This is a genomic window from Pseudomonas sp. Irchel s3a10 (genome assembly GCF_900187525.1).
GTDB lineage: Bacteria > Pseudomonadota > Gammaproteobacteria > Pseudomonadales > Pseudomonadaceae > Aquipseudomonas > Aquipseudomonas koreensis_G.
The window spans coordinates 229,794-244,594 of sequence record NZ_FYDR01000006.1 but is presented as its reverse complement, the minus strand read 5'-3'; the positions used below and the strand labels follow the sequence as shown (position 1 = coordinate 244,594).

At 57.7% G+C, this 14,801-nt stretch carries 13 protein-coding genes; 10 read left to right on the top strand and 3 right to left on the bottom strand.

Features of this window, described 5'->3' with window-relative positions; translation table 11 throughout:
• From CKW11_RS19095 to CKW11_RS19060, 8 genes are all read left to right on the top strand, one after another.
• Positions 1-1,635, top strand: coding sequence for an ABC transporter ATP-binding protein (locus CKW11_RS19095; protein ID WP_095138760.1), 1,635 nt, complete (start codon positions 1-3; stop codon positions 1,633-1,635).
• A gap of 168 nt (positions 1,636-1,803) precedes the next feature.
• Positions 1,804-2,325, top strand: coding sequence for a DUF3455 domain-containing protein (locus CKW11_RS19090; protein ID WP_027613866.1), 522 nt, complete (start codon positions 1,804-1,806; stop codon positions 2,323-2,325).
• A gap of 178 nt (positions 2,326-2,503) precedes the next feature.
• Complete coding sequence (locus CKW11_RS19085) at positions 2,504-3,040, top strand: sigma-70 family RNA polymerase sigma factor (RefSeq protein WP_095138759.1); 537 nt, start codon at positions 2,504-2,506, stop codon at positions 3,038-3,040.
• The gene (locus CKW11_RS19080; RefSeq protein ID WP_095138758.1) at positions 3,037-3,729 is read left to right on the top strand and encodes an anti-sigma factor domain-containing protein; all 693 of its coding nucleotides are present in this window, start codon (positions 3,037-3,039) and stop codon (positions 3,727-3,729) included. Before CKW11_RS19085 ends, CKW11_RS19080 begins: the two co-directional genes overlap by 4 nt.
• 132 nt (positions 3,730-3,861) lie before the next feature.
• The gene (locus CKW11_RS19075) at positions 3,862-4,224 is read left to right on the top strand and encodes a hypothetical protein (protein WP_095138757.1); all 363 of its coding nucleotides are present in this window, start codon (positions 3,862-3,864) and stop codon (positions 4,222-4,224) included.
• A gap of 282 nt (positions 4,225-4,506) precedes the next feature.
• Positions 4,507-4,770, top strand: a complete 264-nt coding sequence (locus CKW11_RS19070; protein ID WP_095138756.1) for a type II toxin-antitoxin system HigB family toxin — start codon at positions 4,507-4,509, stop codon at positions 4,768-4,770.
• Positions 4,767-5,978, top strand: a complete 1,212-nt coding sequence (locus CKW11_RS19065; RefSeq protein ID WP_095138755.1) for an ImmA/IrrE family metallo-endopeptidase — start codon at positions 4,767-4,769, stop codon at positions 5,976-5,978. The genes CKW11_RS19070 and CKW11_RS19065 overlap by 4 nt, the downstream gene beginning before the upstream one ends.
• Before the next feature lie 11 nt (positions 5,979-5,989).
• Entirely contained in the window at positions 5,990-7,144 is a 1,155-nt protein-coding gene (locus CKW11_RS19060) for a beta family protein (protein WP_095138754.1), read from the top strand.
• 273 nt (positions 7,145-7,417) lie between these two features.
• Here CKW11_RS19060 and CKW11_RS19055 read toward each other — a convergent pair whose 3' ends face one another.
• Positions 7,418-8,500, bottom strand: coding sequence for a DUF1615 domain-containing protein (locus CKW11_RS19055; protein ID WP_177440018.1), 1,083 nt, complete (start codon positions 8,498-8,500; stop codon positions 7,418-7,420).
• Between the two features lie 277 nt (positions 8,501-8,777).
• Between CKW11_RS19055 and CKW11_RS19050 the strand changes: the two genes are divergently transcribed.
• Both CKW11_RS19050 and CKW11_RS19045 read left to right on the top strand, forming a co-directional pair.
• On the top strand, positions 8,778-10,982 hold the full coding sequence (locus CKW11_RS19050; RefSeq protein WP_095138752.1) for a TonB-dependent siderophore receptor: 2,205 nt from the start codon (positions 8,778-8,780) through the stop codon (positions 10,980-10,982).
• Between the two features lie 213 nt (positions 10,983-11,195).
• Entirely contained in the window at positions 11,196-12,731 is a 1,536-nt protein-coding gene (locus CKW11_RS19045) for an FAD-dependent oxidoreductase (RefSeq protein ID WP_095138751.1), read from the top strand.
• A 124-nt stretch (positions 12,732-12,855) separates the two neighbouring features.
• On the opposite strand, the gene hemB is transcribed toward CKW11_RS19045, so the two are convergent.
• Together hemB and CKW11_RS19035 are read right to left on the bottom strand one after the other, a co-directional pair.
• Entirely contained in the window at positions 12,856-13,830 is a 975-nt protein-coding gene (gene hemB / locus CKW11_RS19040; protein WP_041074196.1) for a porphobilinogen synthase, read from the bottom strand.
• 243 nt (positions 13,831-14,073) lie between these two features.
• Positions 14,074-14,772 (bottom strand): glutathione binding-like protein, encoded by a 699-nt coding sequence (locus CKW11_RS19035; protein ID WP_095138750.1) that lies wholly within the window; start codon positions 14,770-14,772, stop codon positions 14,074-14,076.
• Positions 14,773-14,801 lie beyond the last annotated feature (29 nt).

The following is a 14,801-nucleotide window of genomic DNA, read 5'->3' as shown; positions in this document are numbered from 1 at the left end:
ATGAGCGACAACCTGATTGAAATCCGCGACCTGCGTGTCGCCTTCGCCGGGCAGGAAGTGGTGCACGGTCTGAACCTCGACATTCGTCGTGGCGAATGCCTGGCACTGGTCGGCGAGTCCGGCTCGGGCAAGTCGGTCACGGCGCATTCGATTTTGCGTCTGTTGCCGGGCAAAACCGTCAGCAGCAACGGTTCGATTGCTTATAACGGGGTGAACTTGCTGCACGCCAGCGAGCAGCAGATGCGCGGTTTGCGCGGCAACCGGATCGCAATGATTTTCCAGGAGCCGATGACCTCGCTCAATCCACTGCACACCGTGGAACGACAGGTCAGCGAAGTGCTGGAGATTCACAAGGGCCTCAAGGGTCGCGCCGCCCGTGAGCGCACGTTGGAACTGCTGGAACTGGTGGGCATTCGCCAACCTCTGCAGCGTTTGAAAGCCTATCCACATCAGCTCTCCGGCGGTCAACGGCAACGGGTGATGATTGCGATGGCGCTGGCCAACGAGCCAGAACTGCTGATCGCCGATGAGCCGACCACGGCGCTGGACGTCACCGTGCAGCAGAAAATTCTCGAACTGTTGATCGAGTTGCAACAGCGGCTCGGCATGTCGATGCTGCTGATCAGTCACGATCTCAATCTGGTGCGGCGCATCGCGCAACGGGTGTGCGTGATGCGCCACGGCGAAATCGTCGAACAGGCCGACTGCGAGACGCTGTTTCGCGCGCCGCAGCATCCTTACAGCCGCTTGCTGATCGAAGCTGAACCGAGCGGTGCGCCGGTGCCCAGTCCGTACGAACACAATCTGCTGGAAGTCGATGATCTGAAGGTCTGGTTTGCCCTGCCCAAGACGCTGTTCAGTCGTTCACAGGCGTACGTCAAAGCGGTGGATGGAGTCAGTTTCCGCCTGCAACGCGGCAAGACCCTGGGGATTGTCGGCGAGTCCGGTTCGGGCAAATCGACGCTGGGCCAGGCGATCCTGCGGCTGGTGGAATCCGAGGGCGATATCCGCTTCGGCAACAAGCAGCTGAGCCTGCTCAATCAGCGCTTGATGCGCCCCCTGCGACGGCAGATTCAGGTGGTGTTCCAGGACCCGTTCGGCAGCCTGAGCCCACGGATGTCGGTGCAGCAGATCATTGCCGAAGGGTTGCTGACCCACGGCATCGGCACTGAGGCGGAGCGCGAAGCAGCGGTGATTCGCGTGCTGGAGGAAGTCGGCCTCGACCCCAGCAGTCGTCATCGCTACCCCCACGAATTTTCAGGCGGCCAGCGTCAGCGCATCTCCATCGCCCGCGCGCTGGTGCTGGAGCCGGCGCTGATTCTGCTCGACGAACCGACCTCGGCGCTGGATCGCACGGTACAGAAACAAGTGGTGGACCTGTTGCGGCAACTGCAGATCAAGCATGGGCTGACCTATCTGTTCATCAGCCATGACCTGGCGGTGGTGCATGCGCTGGCCCATGACTTGCTGGTGATCAAGGATGGCAAAGTGGTGGAACAGGGTTCGTCGCGGGAGATTTTTGCTGCGCCAACCCACCCCTACACCCAGGAACTGCTGAAAGCCTCCGGCCTCAAGCCCGACGCAAATCCCTGTGGGAGCGGGCTTGCTCGCGAATGCGATATGCCTGTGACATGAATATCGACTGACAGGACGCCTTCGCGAGCAAGCCCGCTCCCACAGGGGGAGATCGGTGGAGGTGGAAAATATTTTTCAGGCACTGCATCCAAACGCCTCCGTCACGGGTAGTCCCTGTAACAGCCCTCTTCGGCTGTCAGCGGTCTACCCCTTTCGGAGATAACACTGATGAACATCACTCAACTGATTGGCCTCACCGGTTTGCTCGCCCTGTCCTCGACAACCTTCGCCCAAAGCAGCTATCCCGATGCGATCAAAGTCCCGGAAGGCCACAAGATCGCCATGGAAACCACCGGCGTCGGCGAGATCACTTACGAATGCCGCGACAAGCCCAATGCCGCCGGGCAGACCGAATGGACCTTCGTCGGCCCTAAAGCGGTGCTCAATGATCGCAGCGGCAAGCAGGTCGGCACCTACTTCGGCCCGCCAGCCACCTGGCAGGCCAAGGACGGATCGAAAGTCACCGGCACGCAATTGGCCGTCGCTCCGTCGAGCCCGGGCAACCTGCCCTATCAACTGGTCAAGGCCAACCCGGCTGAAGGCAAAGGCGCGATGAGCGGCGTGAGTTACATCCAGCGGGTCGCACTCAAGGGCGGCGTGGCCCCGGGCAGCGAATGCACGGCGGCGAACAAGGGCAAGCAGGAAGTGGTGAAATACCAGGCCGATTACATTTTCTGGGCGGCGAACTGAGTTTCTGGCCTACTCAAATCTTCCTAGTGGGAGGGGGCTTGCTCCCGAAGGCGGCGTGTCAGCCAGCATCTCGTTCACTGGCACACTGCATTCGGGAGCAAGCCCCCTCCCACAGAGGAGTCCATAGGGAGAGCCGAGTTGTCTGGATGTTTGCGGAATGTGAGCTAGATTGCACCACATGTCCTTGCCCGAATCCGTGTTTGATTACGAAGCCCGCCTCGCTGCCTGTGCCCGCGGCGAGAGTCAGGCCCTGCGCGATTTGTACGTGCAGGAAGGCCCGCGCCTGCTCGGCGTGGCCAAACGGCTGGTGCGTGACACGGCACTGGCGGAGGACATCGTGCATGAGGCATTCATCAAGATCTGGAACGGTGCGGCGCAGTTCGATCCGGCGCGCGGCTCGGCGCGGGGCTGGATGTTCAGCGTGACCCGGCATCTGGCGCTGAATCTGCTGCGCAATCAGGCTCGGGAAACCCCGTTCAGCGAAGATCATGAAATGCCTGCCGAAGAAGATGACGGCTTCGATGCCCAGGCGCATTCGGGGCGCATCCATCGCTGCCTGGAACAACTCGACCCACAACGCCGAAGCTGCATCCTCCACGCCTATGTCGATGGCTACAGCCACGCGCAGATTTCCCAACGGTTGGGCACGCCGCTGGGCACGGTCAAAGCCTGGATCAAACGCAGCCTCAACGCTTTGCGGGAGTGCATGGGATGACCACTGAATCGGCGCAGGAACGTGATGAACTGGCCGGCGAATACGTGCTCGGCACACTCTCTGCTGAACAGCGGATAGAGGTGCAGAAACGTCTGCCGCATGAGCCGGATCTGCGCGCAGCGGTGGACGCCTGGGAACGGCGGCTGCTGGAGCTGACGGACTATGCCGAAGCGCAGCAACCGTCGGCGTTCCTGTGGCCGCGAATCGAGCGCAGCGTCGAGCGACTGACGCCTGAAACGTCCACCACCTCGTGGTGGAATCTGCTGCCGCTGTGGCGCGGGCTGAGCGCTGCCGGACTGGCTGCGACGTTGGTCCTGGGTTCAATTCTGCTGACCCAGACCCCGCCTAAACCGAATTATCTGGTGGTGCTGGTCGCCCCGCAGGACAAGGCGCCGGGCTGGGTGATCCAGGCCAGCAATCCGCGTGAAATCCAGTTGATCCCGCTGGGCGTGGTCGAAGTGCCGGCGGACAAGGCGCTGGAGTTCTGGACCAAGGCTGACGGCTGGCAGGGGCCGGTGTCGCTGGGGCTGGTCAAACCGGGGCAGACGCTGTCGGTGCCGCTGGACAAATTGCCGCCGCTGCAACCGAATCAGCTATTCGAGCTGACGCTGGAAGGCGCCAATGGCTCGCCGATCGGTAAACCGACCGGGCCGATTCAGGCGATCGGGCGTGCGGTGAAGGTGCTGTAAGGCTCTGATCTGCGGCTTCTGGCGACCATCATCGACATCGATGTTCACCATCACGGCAATGAAGTTCTCATAAAAAATCTCCGGCGTAACATCGGCTCCATACCAACCAACAACACCCCGGAGCACACCATCATGAAACGCCAAACCCTTCTCGGCATCGCTTTCTCGGTCTTCGCTATCAACGCTTTCGCCGCCACCCCGGCCCACACCATGATCGCCGAAGGCGGCTCGGACAAACTGATCGAAAGCCGTGTGGCTGAAGGTGGTTCTGATCGTCTGCTGGAACGTCGCGTTGCCGAAGGTGGTTCGGATCGTCTGATCGAACGTCGCGTTGCTGAAGGTGGTTCGGATCGTCTGATTGAACGTCGCGTTGCTGAAGGTGGTTCTGATCGTCTGCTTGAACGCCGCGTTGCTGAAGGTGGTGCGGATCGACTGATTGAACGCCGCGTTGCCGAAGGTGGCTCGGATCGTTTGCTGGAACGACGCGTTGCCTGATGAATGGCGGCAAGCGCAACACCCCAGAAAAACCCGGCTCCCCTGGCCGGGTTTTTTATGTCTATAGGCATAGCGCCCCTTAGTCTAGAGCGAACATCCTATCTATTTGTTTACATTGTGTTTTATCGACCAGTTACCTTGGCCCAGGGCTGATATCCTCCGGGATTAAGGGCGCGTCACCAGCATAGCCAACACATAAATGTTCCCAAATTGGTAACACCTTCTTGACAGATCAATTGGGCAGACGTAGCTTGTTCCCAAATTGGGAACACGAATAAATCTATGAAACTGCTTGGAATACCAAAGCTAGCCTTAGTAAAGGGTGAAAGCGATCTGATCGATAAATGGGTGTCCAGTTGGGTGAGTGAAATGACTCATGCTAACTGGAAAAATCCCGAAAATCTTACAGATCATTTTCCAGCAGTAGTTATAACGGAAGATGAGAGCTATCTTTTTTCTGTTTTAGAAACAGGAATAGTAATAAAGTTACAGATAGCTTTTGCGCAAGGAATCGCAATCATCACAGAGTTAACTAAAAAATCATGATTACGACAACTGCAAAAATTATTAAGACAGAAAAACAGTATTTTGAATATTTCGAAGAAGTTCAAGAGCTCATTAATAAATCGCCAAACCTCGGAACAGAAGAAAGCGAAAAACTCGAACTACTATCTGTACTTATTGAAAATTACGAGCTACAGAAACACCCTATAGAACCGCCTGATCCTATCGATGCTATTTTATTCAGAATGAATGAAAAAGGGCTGCGTCAAGCTGATCTCGTTCGTTATTTTGGAACACGCAGTAGAGTATCCGAAGTACTAGCTCGCAAAAGACCGCTCACCGTCCCAATGATCAAAGCACTATCAATTGGGCTGGGTATTTCCGCTGAAGTGCTTATAGGGCTAGAACAAATAGAGCAAAAAAAAGACAACAGCATCATAGATTGGTCAAAATTTCCGATCAAAGAAATGATCACACGTGGTTGGATAAAATCAGCCAGTGAAAAGCCGAAGCAGTCTCCTGAAGAAATTGTAAAAAACTTCATCAAGAGCATGGGATTACAAACGGAAAACGCCGCTTTCAGAAGAACATTATCCGGGGACGCATTAACTCAGACTACGACCTATACGCTTCACGCGTGGCTAGCGAGAGTAATTCAAAAGTCTCGAGAGGATGCCATTTCCAGACCAAAATACAACCACACAACCATAAGCGACGCCTTCATAAAAAAACTTATAAAATTAAGCACCTCCATTTCCGGCCCAAAACTCGCTGTAGAGCTTATAAAAAAACAAGGAATAGCAGTAGTTATAGAACCCCAACTTAAGGGCACTATGCTAGACGGGGCAGCGCTTATGGATACAGACGGGACCCCTATAATCGCACTGACACTACGACACGATCGACTTGACAACTTCTGGTTCACTTTAACACATGAACTAGCCCATATATGGAAGCACATAAAGAGCCCCGATGAAGTGATCCTCGATGATTTGGAGCACTCATCAGACGACAAAAGAGAAGCGGAAGCGAATAGGATCGCCCGTGACGCATTTATACCTCGCTCACTTTGGAAAAGCAGCGATGCTTATTTATCCCCTTCAAGAGAGAGTATTTTGAGTTTTTCAAAAGAGTTAAAAATTCACCCTGCAATAGTCGCGGGAAGATTAAGAAAAGAAACAGGAAATTTTAACCAATTCACAGATCTCATCGGCCACGGCGAAGTACGAAAACACTTTGAAAACATATAGGTAGACAAAAAATGAACGAACACTATTATCCAGTTGTTAGAGCAAAAAAAGGTGAGTTTGACGCTTTCAAGAATCTGCCAAAAAGCGTTTTAAATCGCTGCACGCCAGTACTTGAAATCCCCAAAATGTCAGCTGACGATTATGCAAGAGCCTGCAAAAAGTCGACAACACCTTATGAATACTGGCTGGATAATAGAGCTGATAAAATTGGATCGATTTTCAAAGGCGCAACCGTATTCTTGGATGCGTCTCAATGGCCGACCAACTTCCTCACAGAAAGTGGCAGCCAAATCCTAGGCTTTATGCACTCTAGGCTTTCATCACTAGGCGTCACCGTTTTCCCCGTGATTGGGTACGACAGATGGGAGTCCGTTCAATATCGGCAGGGCATCAAAAATATATCTCTTGCAGAAAACGAGAATTTTTGCATACGCCTTGATGACATTGCGCTAGAAGACATGGCTGATGTAGATCACTTTGAAGGAGTACTTGATGACATATCTACTACCATTGGCATGTCGAATTCGGACACTCCGATAATCGTAGACATTGGTGACGTTACTAAGCTTCCAATCTCGGAAATAACGGAGATCATGGAGGATGCTTACTTAACACTTACCTCATTTGACTTCGAAAAAGTTATCGTTACCGCAAGCTCTATACCGGATTCAATAGAGAAAGCTGTAAAGGATAGAGATTCCTCAGACGTCGTTGACCGGAAAGAAATGCTTGCGTGGAAGGGATACATTTCAGCTAATCCTCAAGCAACATTGAGCTTTGGTGACTACGGGATACGCAATCCTCGCTCATCCGATGTGATTGCACCCGACATGAATGTTAAAATTCGCTATACGATTGAGAATGGTTTTTTTATTGTTAGGGGTCACTCTGTTCGGGGAGATGAAGGATATGCACAAAGCCAAACACTTTCCAAAGTCATAGTGGCTTCGAAACACTACATCAATACCGCTCCCCCTTTTAGCTGGGGAGACAAAAGAATTCTCGATTGCAGCAAAAAGCTCTTTGTCGGCAATTCAACCGACTGGATTGCTATTGACACTAACCATCACATTAAAGCAGTCACCACCGAGCTATTCGAATTTGCGACGTCGATTGCTTCTGCATCTACAAGAACATTAAAAAAACCAGGTACTAAGGCCAAATAAAAAAGTTCACTTTATGACACAACCGGCCGCAAGGCCGGTCTGGGGGGGTTAAGATCTAACTTTTCATCATTCCGCTCCCGCATCACGCTTTGGAATCGCATGCTTTTTAATAGCGCTAAAGCTTCGATCGACCTACGACAATGCCAGTTTTCGCACGTGACTCGCGAGCTGGAAAATTATTTGTACTTTCCATCTCCCACTCATCTCTCACATTTGAGATAGATTCTCAGAAAATAATCCGGGTCATTTTTAGGTCTAGTTTGTTTCGTTTTTTCACCCGGCCTTGGCCATGCAGCGCTTGTAGCGCTCATCCACGCGCTTGGCGAACCACGCCGTGGTCAGTTTGCGCGTGATTTTCGGGCTCTGCAGCACGATCCCCGGCAACACCGCACGCGGCAGTTTTTTTCCCTCCGCTTGCTCCGCCAGTTCGAACACCCGCTGATAAAGCTTGGTGTCTTCAAACTCCAGAGTCTTGCCTTTCTCCAGTTGATCGCGAATGGTCGGGTTGCGCATGCCCAGCGACTTGCCGAGGGTGCGCACCGCCAGTTCGGTGCCGCCGGGCATGATCGATTCGTAGCGGATCAAGTCGCCATCCAGCGCCAACGGGATGCCCGAGGCTCGGCTGACGGCGTTCTGAAACGCGGCATTGCGGCTGGCGTACCAGCCGGCGTTGAAGTCGGCGAAGCGGTACAGCGGCTCGCGATAACTCACCGGGTAGCCAAGCAAGTGCGCGATGCCGAAGTACATGCCGCCACGGCGGGTAAACACTTCGCGGCGGATCGTGCCGTCTACCGGGTATGGATAATCCTTGGCGTGCTGCTCGGCGAATTCAATGCTGACCTGCATCGGCCCGCCGGTGTGCACCGGGTTAAAGCCGCCGAACAAGGTGCGGCCCATCGGCACTCTGCCGATGAAGTCGTCAAAAATGGCGCTGAGTTCTTTTTCACTGCGTGCCGCGTTCAAGCGTTCGCTGTAGGTCTTGCCGTTGGTGGAGCGCACTTGCAGCGCGCCGCTGACCAGCAGGCCGGGGATATGCACTTTGGCGGCACGACGGTCGATTTCATCGCGGGCGATCTTGCCCAGGCCCGGCACGGTGGGGTCGGCCTGGAAAGTCGATTCCTGCTCGGCCACGGCCAGCACCGAACACAGATTCTGCGTGGTCGGGCTGATGTTCTGCGCGGCAAACGCGGCATAGATGTCGGTGGCCCAGCCTTGACGGTCGGGCACTTTGGCCGGCATCAGCCGCACTATTTCGGCCTTCACTTCGGCCGGTGCACGCGGTGCCGGCTCCTGGCTGCGCTGGCCGGCGCAACCGGCGAGCACCAACAGGGCGGCGAGGGTAATAAGTAATCGCATGTTGCTTAATCCAATCCAGTAAGCCAGAACCACCATACACAATCCCTGTAGGAGCTGCCGCAGGCTGCGATCTTTTGATCTTGTCTTTTAAAAACCAAGTCAACAGATCGCAGCCTGCGGCAGCTCCTACAGGTGAATGAGTTTTCCGGATTGATGACAAACTGATTGCAAAACGTTACTGCGAACTCCTATCATTTGCGCCTGGAGTCGTATTTGCGCAAGGAGTTCCCCGCGCCGTTCTAATTTTCTCACCGGCCGTACGCCTCCAGGTATCGACATGCCCGTTTCAGCTCGACTCGCCGTCCCGTTTCGCCCGACGCTTCTCGCCCTGCTGTGCTCCCTGACTGTCACCGCTCACGCTGCCGATGAAAACGGCAAGGAGCTGGTGCTCGACAACGTCAACATCAACGCCCAGGCACCGACGCCCAACGCCCTGCCCCCGGTCTACGCCGGTGGTCAGGTCGCCCGTGGCGGCCAGCTCGGCGTGCTCGGCAATCAGGACATGATGGACGTGCCGTTCAGCGCCGCGTCGTACACCGAACAGCTGATTCAGGATCAGCAAGCGGAAAACGTTGCCGACGTCCTGCTCAACGATGCTTCGGTGCGTCAGGCTTCGGGTTTCTCCAACCAGGCGCAGGTGTTCATGATCCGCGGTCTGCCGCTGAACGGTGACGACATTTCCTATAACGGCCTGTACGGCGTGCTGCCCCGGCAGATCATTTCCACCGATGCCCTGGAGCGCGTGGAAGTGTTCAAAGGCCCCAACGCCTTCATCAACGGCGTGACCCCGACCGGCTCCGGCATCGGTGGCGGCGTCAACCTGCAGCCCAAGCGTGCCGGCGACGAGCCGCTGCGCCGCTACACCACCGACATCAACAGCGAAGGCCGCATCGGTCAGCACTTCGATATCGGCCAGCGTTTTGGCGAAGACAACCGCTTCGGCGCGCGGATCAACCTGTCGCAGCGCGAGGGCGACACCGGCATCGATCACGAAAACCAGCGCTCGAAACTGTTCAGCATCGGCCTTGATTACCGTGGTGACGCGCTGCGAATTTCCGGTGACTTCGCCTACCAGAAAGAACGCGTCAACGGTGGACGCAACTCGGTCAACCTCGGCACCGCCACGCACATTCCGGACGCGCCGTCGGCAGACACCAATTACGCGCCGAAGTGGGGTTACACCGACATCGAAGACACCTTCGGCATGCTCCGCGCCGAATACGACCTGAACGACAACTGGACCGCCTACGTCGCCGGCGGCGCCAAGCACACCCGCGAAGTCGGCCGCTATAACTCGACCACGCTGGTGGGCAACAACGGCGCCTCCTACACCACCGGCTCGTTCATCCCCCACGATGAAGACAACACCAGCCTGATGGCCGGCCTCAACGGCAAATTCAACACCGGCGCCGTCAGCCACAAACTCAACTTCGGCCTCAGCGGTCTGTGGGCGGAACAGCGCAGCGCCTATGATTTCGACCTGACCCAATACGCCAACAACATCTACCATCCGGTGCAAACCCCGTCGCCGGTCGGCAATTTTGCCGGCGGCGACGTCAGCGATCCGGGCATTGTCGGCAAGACTTTCAACCGCAGCCTCGCGCTCTCCGACACCCTCGGTTTCTTCGATGATCGCCTGCTGATCACCGCCGGCCTGCGTCGTCAGCAACTGGTGGTGCAAGGCTACAACTACGCCAGTTACGGCAGCGGCAGCCGCAAGTCGAGCTACGACGAATCGATCACCACGCCGGTCTACGGCATCGTATTCAAGCCGTGGGAGCACGTGTCGTTCTACGCCAACCACATCGAAGGCCTGGCACAAGGCCCGACCTCGCCGACCAGCGCCGGCGGCTTGCGCGTGACCAACGGCAACGAAGTCTACGCACCGGCCCGCTCCAAGCAGACCGAGGCCGGGGTCAAGGTCGACATGGGCACTTACGGCGCGAGCCTGGGCGTCTATCGCATCGAGCAGCCGAGCGACGGTTACTGCGAAATCAACAGCGCCACCACCTGCACCTACGTGCGTGAAGGCGAGCAGATCAACAAAGGCGTAGAGATGAACGTGTTCGGCGAACCGATCAACGGCCTGCGCCTGATCAGCGGCCTGACCCTGATGGACACTGAACTGCGCAACACTCAGAACGGTGCCAACGACGCCAACCGAGCGATCGGCGTGCCGAGCTTCCAGTTCAACGCTGGTGCCGACTGGGATGTACCGGGCCTGCAAGGTGTGGCGCTGAATGCGCGGATGCTGCGCACCGGCGGCCAGTACGCCGACGCGGCCAACAACCTCAGCCTGCCGAGCTGGAACCGCTTTGACGCCGGCGCGCGTTACGCCTTCAAGGTCTCGCAGAAAGACGTGACGTTGCGTCTGGGCGTCGAGAACCTGGCCAACAAGAAGTACTGGGAATCGGCTCAGGGTGGCTACTTGACCCAGGGTGAGCCACGGGTGGCGAAGCTGTCGGGGACGATCGATTTCTAAGCGTCATCCCGTCGTAACAAAGGCCCCGCAGCTTCAGCGTTGCGGGGCCTTTTTTTGTTTTTGTGGCGGGTCATAAGTCCCCTTCGCGAGCAAGCTCGCTCCCACCTTGGAATGCGTTCGACTGTGGGAGCGGGCTTGCTCACGAAGGGGCCGGCACTGGCTACCCTTTCCATCTGATCCATACTTGCTCCACAGCAAACGGAGGACAGGCCCATGAACCGCAGCGACGTACTGATCATCGGCGCCGGCCCGACCGGTCTGGTGCTGGCCCTGTGGCTGAGCAAACTGGGCGTGCGCGTGCGCATCATCGACAAGACCTCTGCGCCCGGCACCACCTCGCGGGCACTGGCGGTGCAGGCGCGCACCCTGGAGTTGTACCGCCAGCTGGACCTGGCCGATACCGTGGTGCGCAACGGTCACAAGGTCGCGGCGGCGAGTTTCTGGGTCAAGGGCAAACCGGTCGCGCAGTTGCCGTTACAGCGCATCGGCGAAGGCCTGACGCCCTACTCGTTCATCGAAATATTTCCCCAGGACCTGCACGAAAGGCTGCTGCTCGAACGCCTCGAAGACTACGACGTAGTGGTTGAGCGCAACACCGAACTGGAGAGTTTCGAAGAAACCGGCGACGGCCTCAGCGCGCATTTGCGCTTGCCGGACGGGCAGCAGGAAATCTGTCAGGCGTGTTTTCTGGCAGGCTGCGATGGCGCAAGTTCGGTGGTGCGCAAAACCCTCGACACCGGGTTCCCGGGCGGCACCTATCAGCAGATTTTCTACGTCGCGGATGTGCAGGCCAGCGGCCCGGCACTCAATGGCGAGCTGCATCTGGATCTGGACGAAGCGGATTTTCTCGCGGTGTTCCCGCTGGCCGGTGAAGGCCGCGCCCGGCTGATCGGCACGGTGCGTGACGAACGTGCCGACCGTGCTGAAACCCTGCAATTTGCCGACGTCAGCAGCCGCGCCATCGAACATTTGAAAGTGCATATCGACGAGGTCAACTGGTTCTCCACCTACCGCGTGCATCACCGCGTGGCCGAGCACTTTCGCAGCGGCCGGGCGTTTCTGCTTGGCGACGCGGCGCACGTGCACAGCCCCGCCGGCGGCCAGGGCATGAACACCGGGATTGGCGATGCGATCAACCTGGCCTGGAAACTCGCCGCGGTGCTCAACGGCAGCGCCACGGCGCAACTGCTCGACACCTACGAAACCGAACGCATCGCCTTCGCCCGCAGGCTGGTGTCGACCACCGACAAGGTGTTCAGCTTCGTCACCGCCGAAGGGCGCATTGCCGATCTGCTGCGCACGCGCCTGGCACCGTTCCTGATCCCGAAAATGGCCACGTTCGAGGCCAGCCGCGAATTCCTCTTTCGCACGGTTTCGCAAGTCACCCTCAACTATCGCGGCATGCCGCTGAGCCAAGGCACGGCCGGCCATGTCCACGGCGGCGACCGCTTGCCGTGGGCGCATGATGGCGAGGGGGATAATTTCGAGCCGCTGCGCCAGCCCTGCTGGCAGGTGCACGTGTACGGCGACACCAGCGACGAGATGATCGCCTGGTGCAATGAACGCCATCTGCCGCTGCACGTGTTCGACTGGCGGCCGGCGTTTGAAACGGCGGGGTTGGGGCGTAACGGCTTTTACCTGTTGCGCCCGGATACCTATGTGGCGATTGCCGATAACAGCGCGGATCCGAAGGTGATCGAGCGGTACTTCCGCGATCACGGCATCCGGCCCTACTTCAACTGTCCGTGACACTACACAGTCCCAATGTGGGAGCGGGCTTGCTCGCGAAGGCGTCGTGTCAGTCAACCTATTCGTTGCTGATACACCGCATTCGCGAGCAAGCCCGCTCCCACAGGGGGTTCTGCGGTGTCTGTCAGATCCCGGCCAGCGCCAGATCCATCGCAAAGTAGGTGAAGATCAGATCCGCACCCGCGCGCTTGATCGCGCCCAGGCTTTCGCGCACCACGCGATCCTCGTCGATTGCACCGGCCTGGGCGCCGAACTTGATCATCGCGTACTCGCCACTGACCTGATACGCCGACAGCGGCAGGTTCGAGGCTTCACGAATGTCGCGGATGATGTCGAGGTACGCACCGGCCGGCTTGACCATCAGCGCATCGGCGCCTTCCTGCTCGTCGAGCAGCGATTCGCGCAGGGCTTCGCGGCGGTTCATCGGGTTCATCTGATAGCTTTTGCGATCACCCTTCAGCGCGCTGCCGCCGGCCTCGCGGAACGGGCCATACAGCGCCGAGGCGAATTTGGTCGAGTAGGCCATGATCGGAATCTGGGTGAAACCGGCGGCGTCCAGCGCCTGGCGGATCGCCCGCACCTGGCCGTCCATCGCCGCCGACGGCGCGATCACGTCCGCACCGGCACGCGCCGCCGCCACGGCTTGCTTGCCGAGGTTGATCAGGGTCTGGTCATTGTCGACTTCGTGGTTGTGCATAACGCCACAGTGGCCGTGATCGGTGTATTCGCAGAAGCAGGTGTCGGACATCACGATCATTTCCGGCACGGCGTCCTTGGCAATCCGCGACATGCGCGAAACCAGACCGTCTTCGCGCCAGGTGTCGCTGCCGTTGGCGTCCAGGTGATGGGACACGCCGAAAGTCATCACCGACTTGATCCCGGCACGGGCATAACGCTCGATTTCACTGGCCAGCTTGCGCTCGGGAATGCGCATCACCCCCGGCATGCTCTTGATCGGTACGAAGTCATCGATTTCTTCTTCGACGAAAATCGGCAGCACCAGATCATTCAGGCTGAACTCGGTTTCCTGGAACAGACTGCGCAGGCTCGCATTGCGGCGCAGACGGCGGGGACGTGCTTCGGGGAACTGGCTGGACATGGCGCTTCCTGAAAACGGCAGATGAGACGAAAGTCGTAGGGGGCGAAGCTTATGCCTTCGTTGGGCGCAGGTACAAACCTGGATCAATCAACAGTGCGTTACCAAGGACGCAATAATCTGCGGGCGTCATCACTATTCCTGTGGGAGCGGGCTTGCTCGCGAAGGAGGTGTATCAGAACAAGACGTGTTGACTGACACGACGCCTTCGCGAGCAATCCCGCTCCCACAGGGTTATGTGTGGCCTCAGGAAGGAATGGTCAACCCGCGCACCACAGCCGGGCGCGCCAGAAAGCGCTCCAGCACCCGGGTCACGTTCGGGAAGTTGCTGATCCCGACCAGATCTCCCGCCTCATAGAACCCGATCAGGTTGCGCACCCACGGGAACGTGGCGATGTCGGCGATGGTGTAGCGCTCGCCCATGATCCAGTCGCGACCTTGCAGGCGTTTGTCGAGCACGTTGAGCAGGCGTCTGCTCTCCTCGACGTAACGATCACGCGGACGCTTGTCCTCGTAGTCCTTGCCGGCGAATTTGTTGAAGAAGCCGAGCTGACCGAACATCGGGCCGATACCGCCCATCTGGAACATCAGCCACTGAATCGTCTCGTAACGCAGCGCGCCTTCCTGGGCCAGCAACTGGCCGCTCTTGTCGGCGAGGTAGATCAGGATTGCGCCGGATTCGAACAGCGGCAGCGGCTGATCCTCGGGGCCGTGGGGGTCGAGGATCGCCGGAATCTTGTTGTTGGGGTTCAGCGACAGGAACTCGGGGGACAGCTGATCCTGGGTGTCGAAGCCCACGCGGTGCGGCTCGTAAGGCAGGCCGATCTCTTCGAGCATGATCGCGACCTTGACGCCGTTGGGGGTCGGCAGGGAGTAGAGCTGAATCCAGTCGGGGTACTGCGCCGGCCATTTCTGGGTAATTTGGAACGCGGACAGATCGGTCATTGGAAACATCCAGTCACATGGGAAGCGCT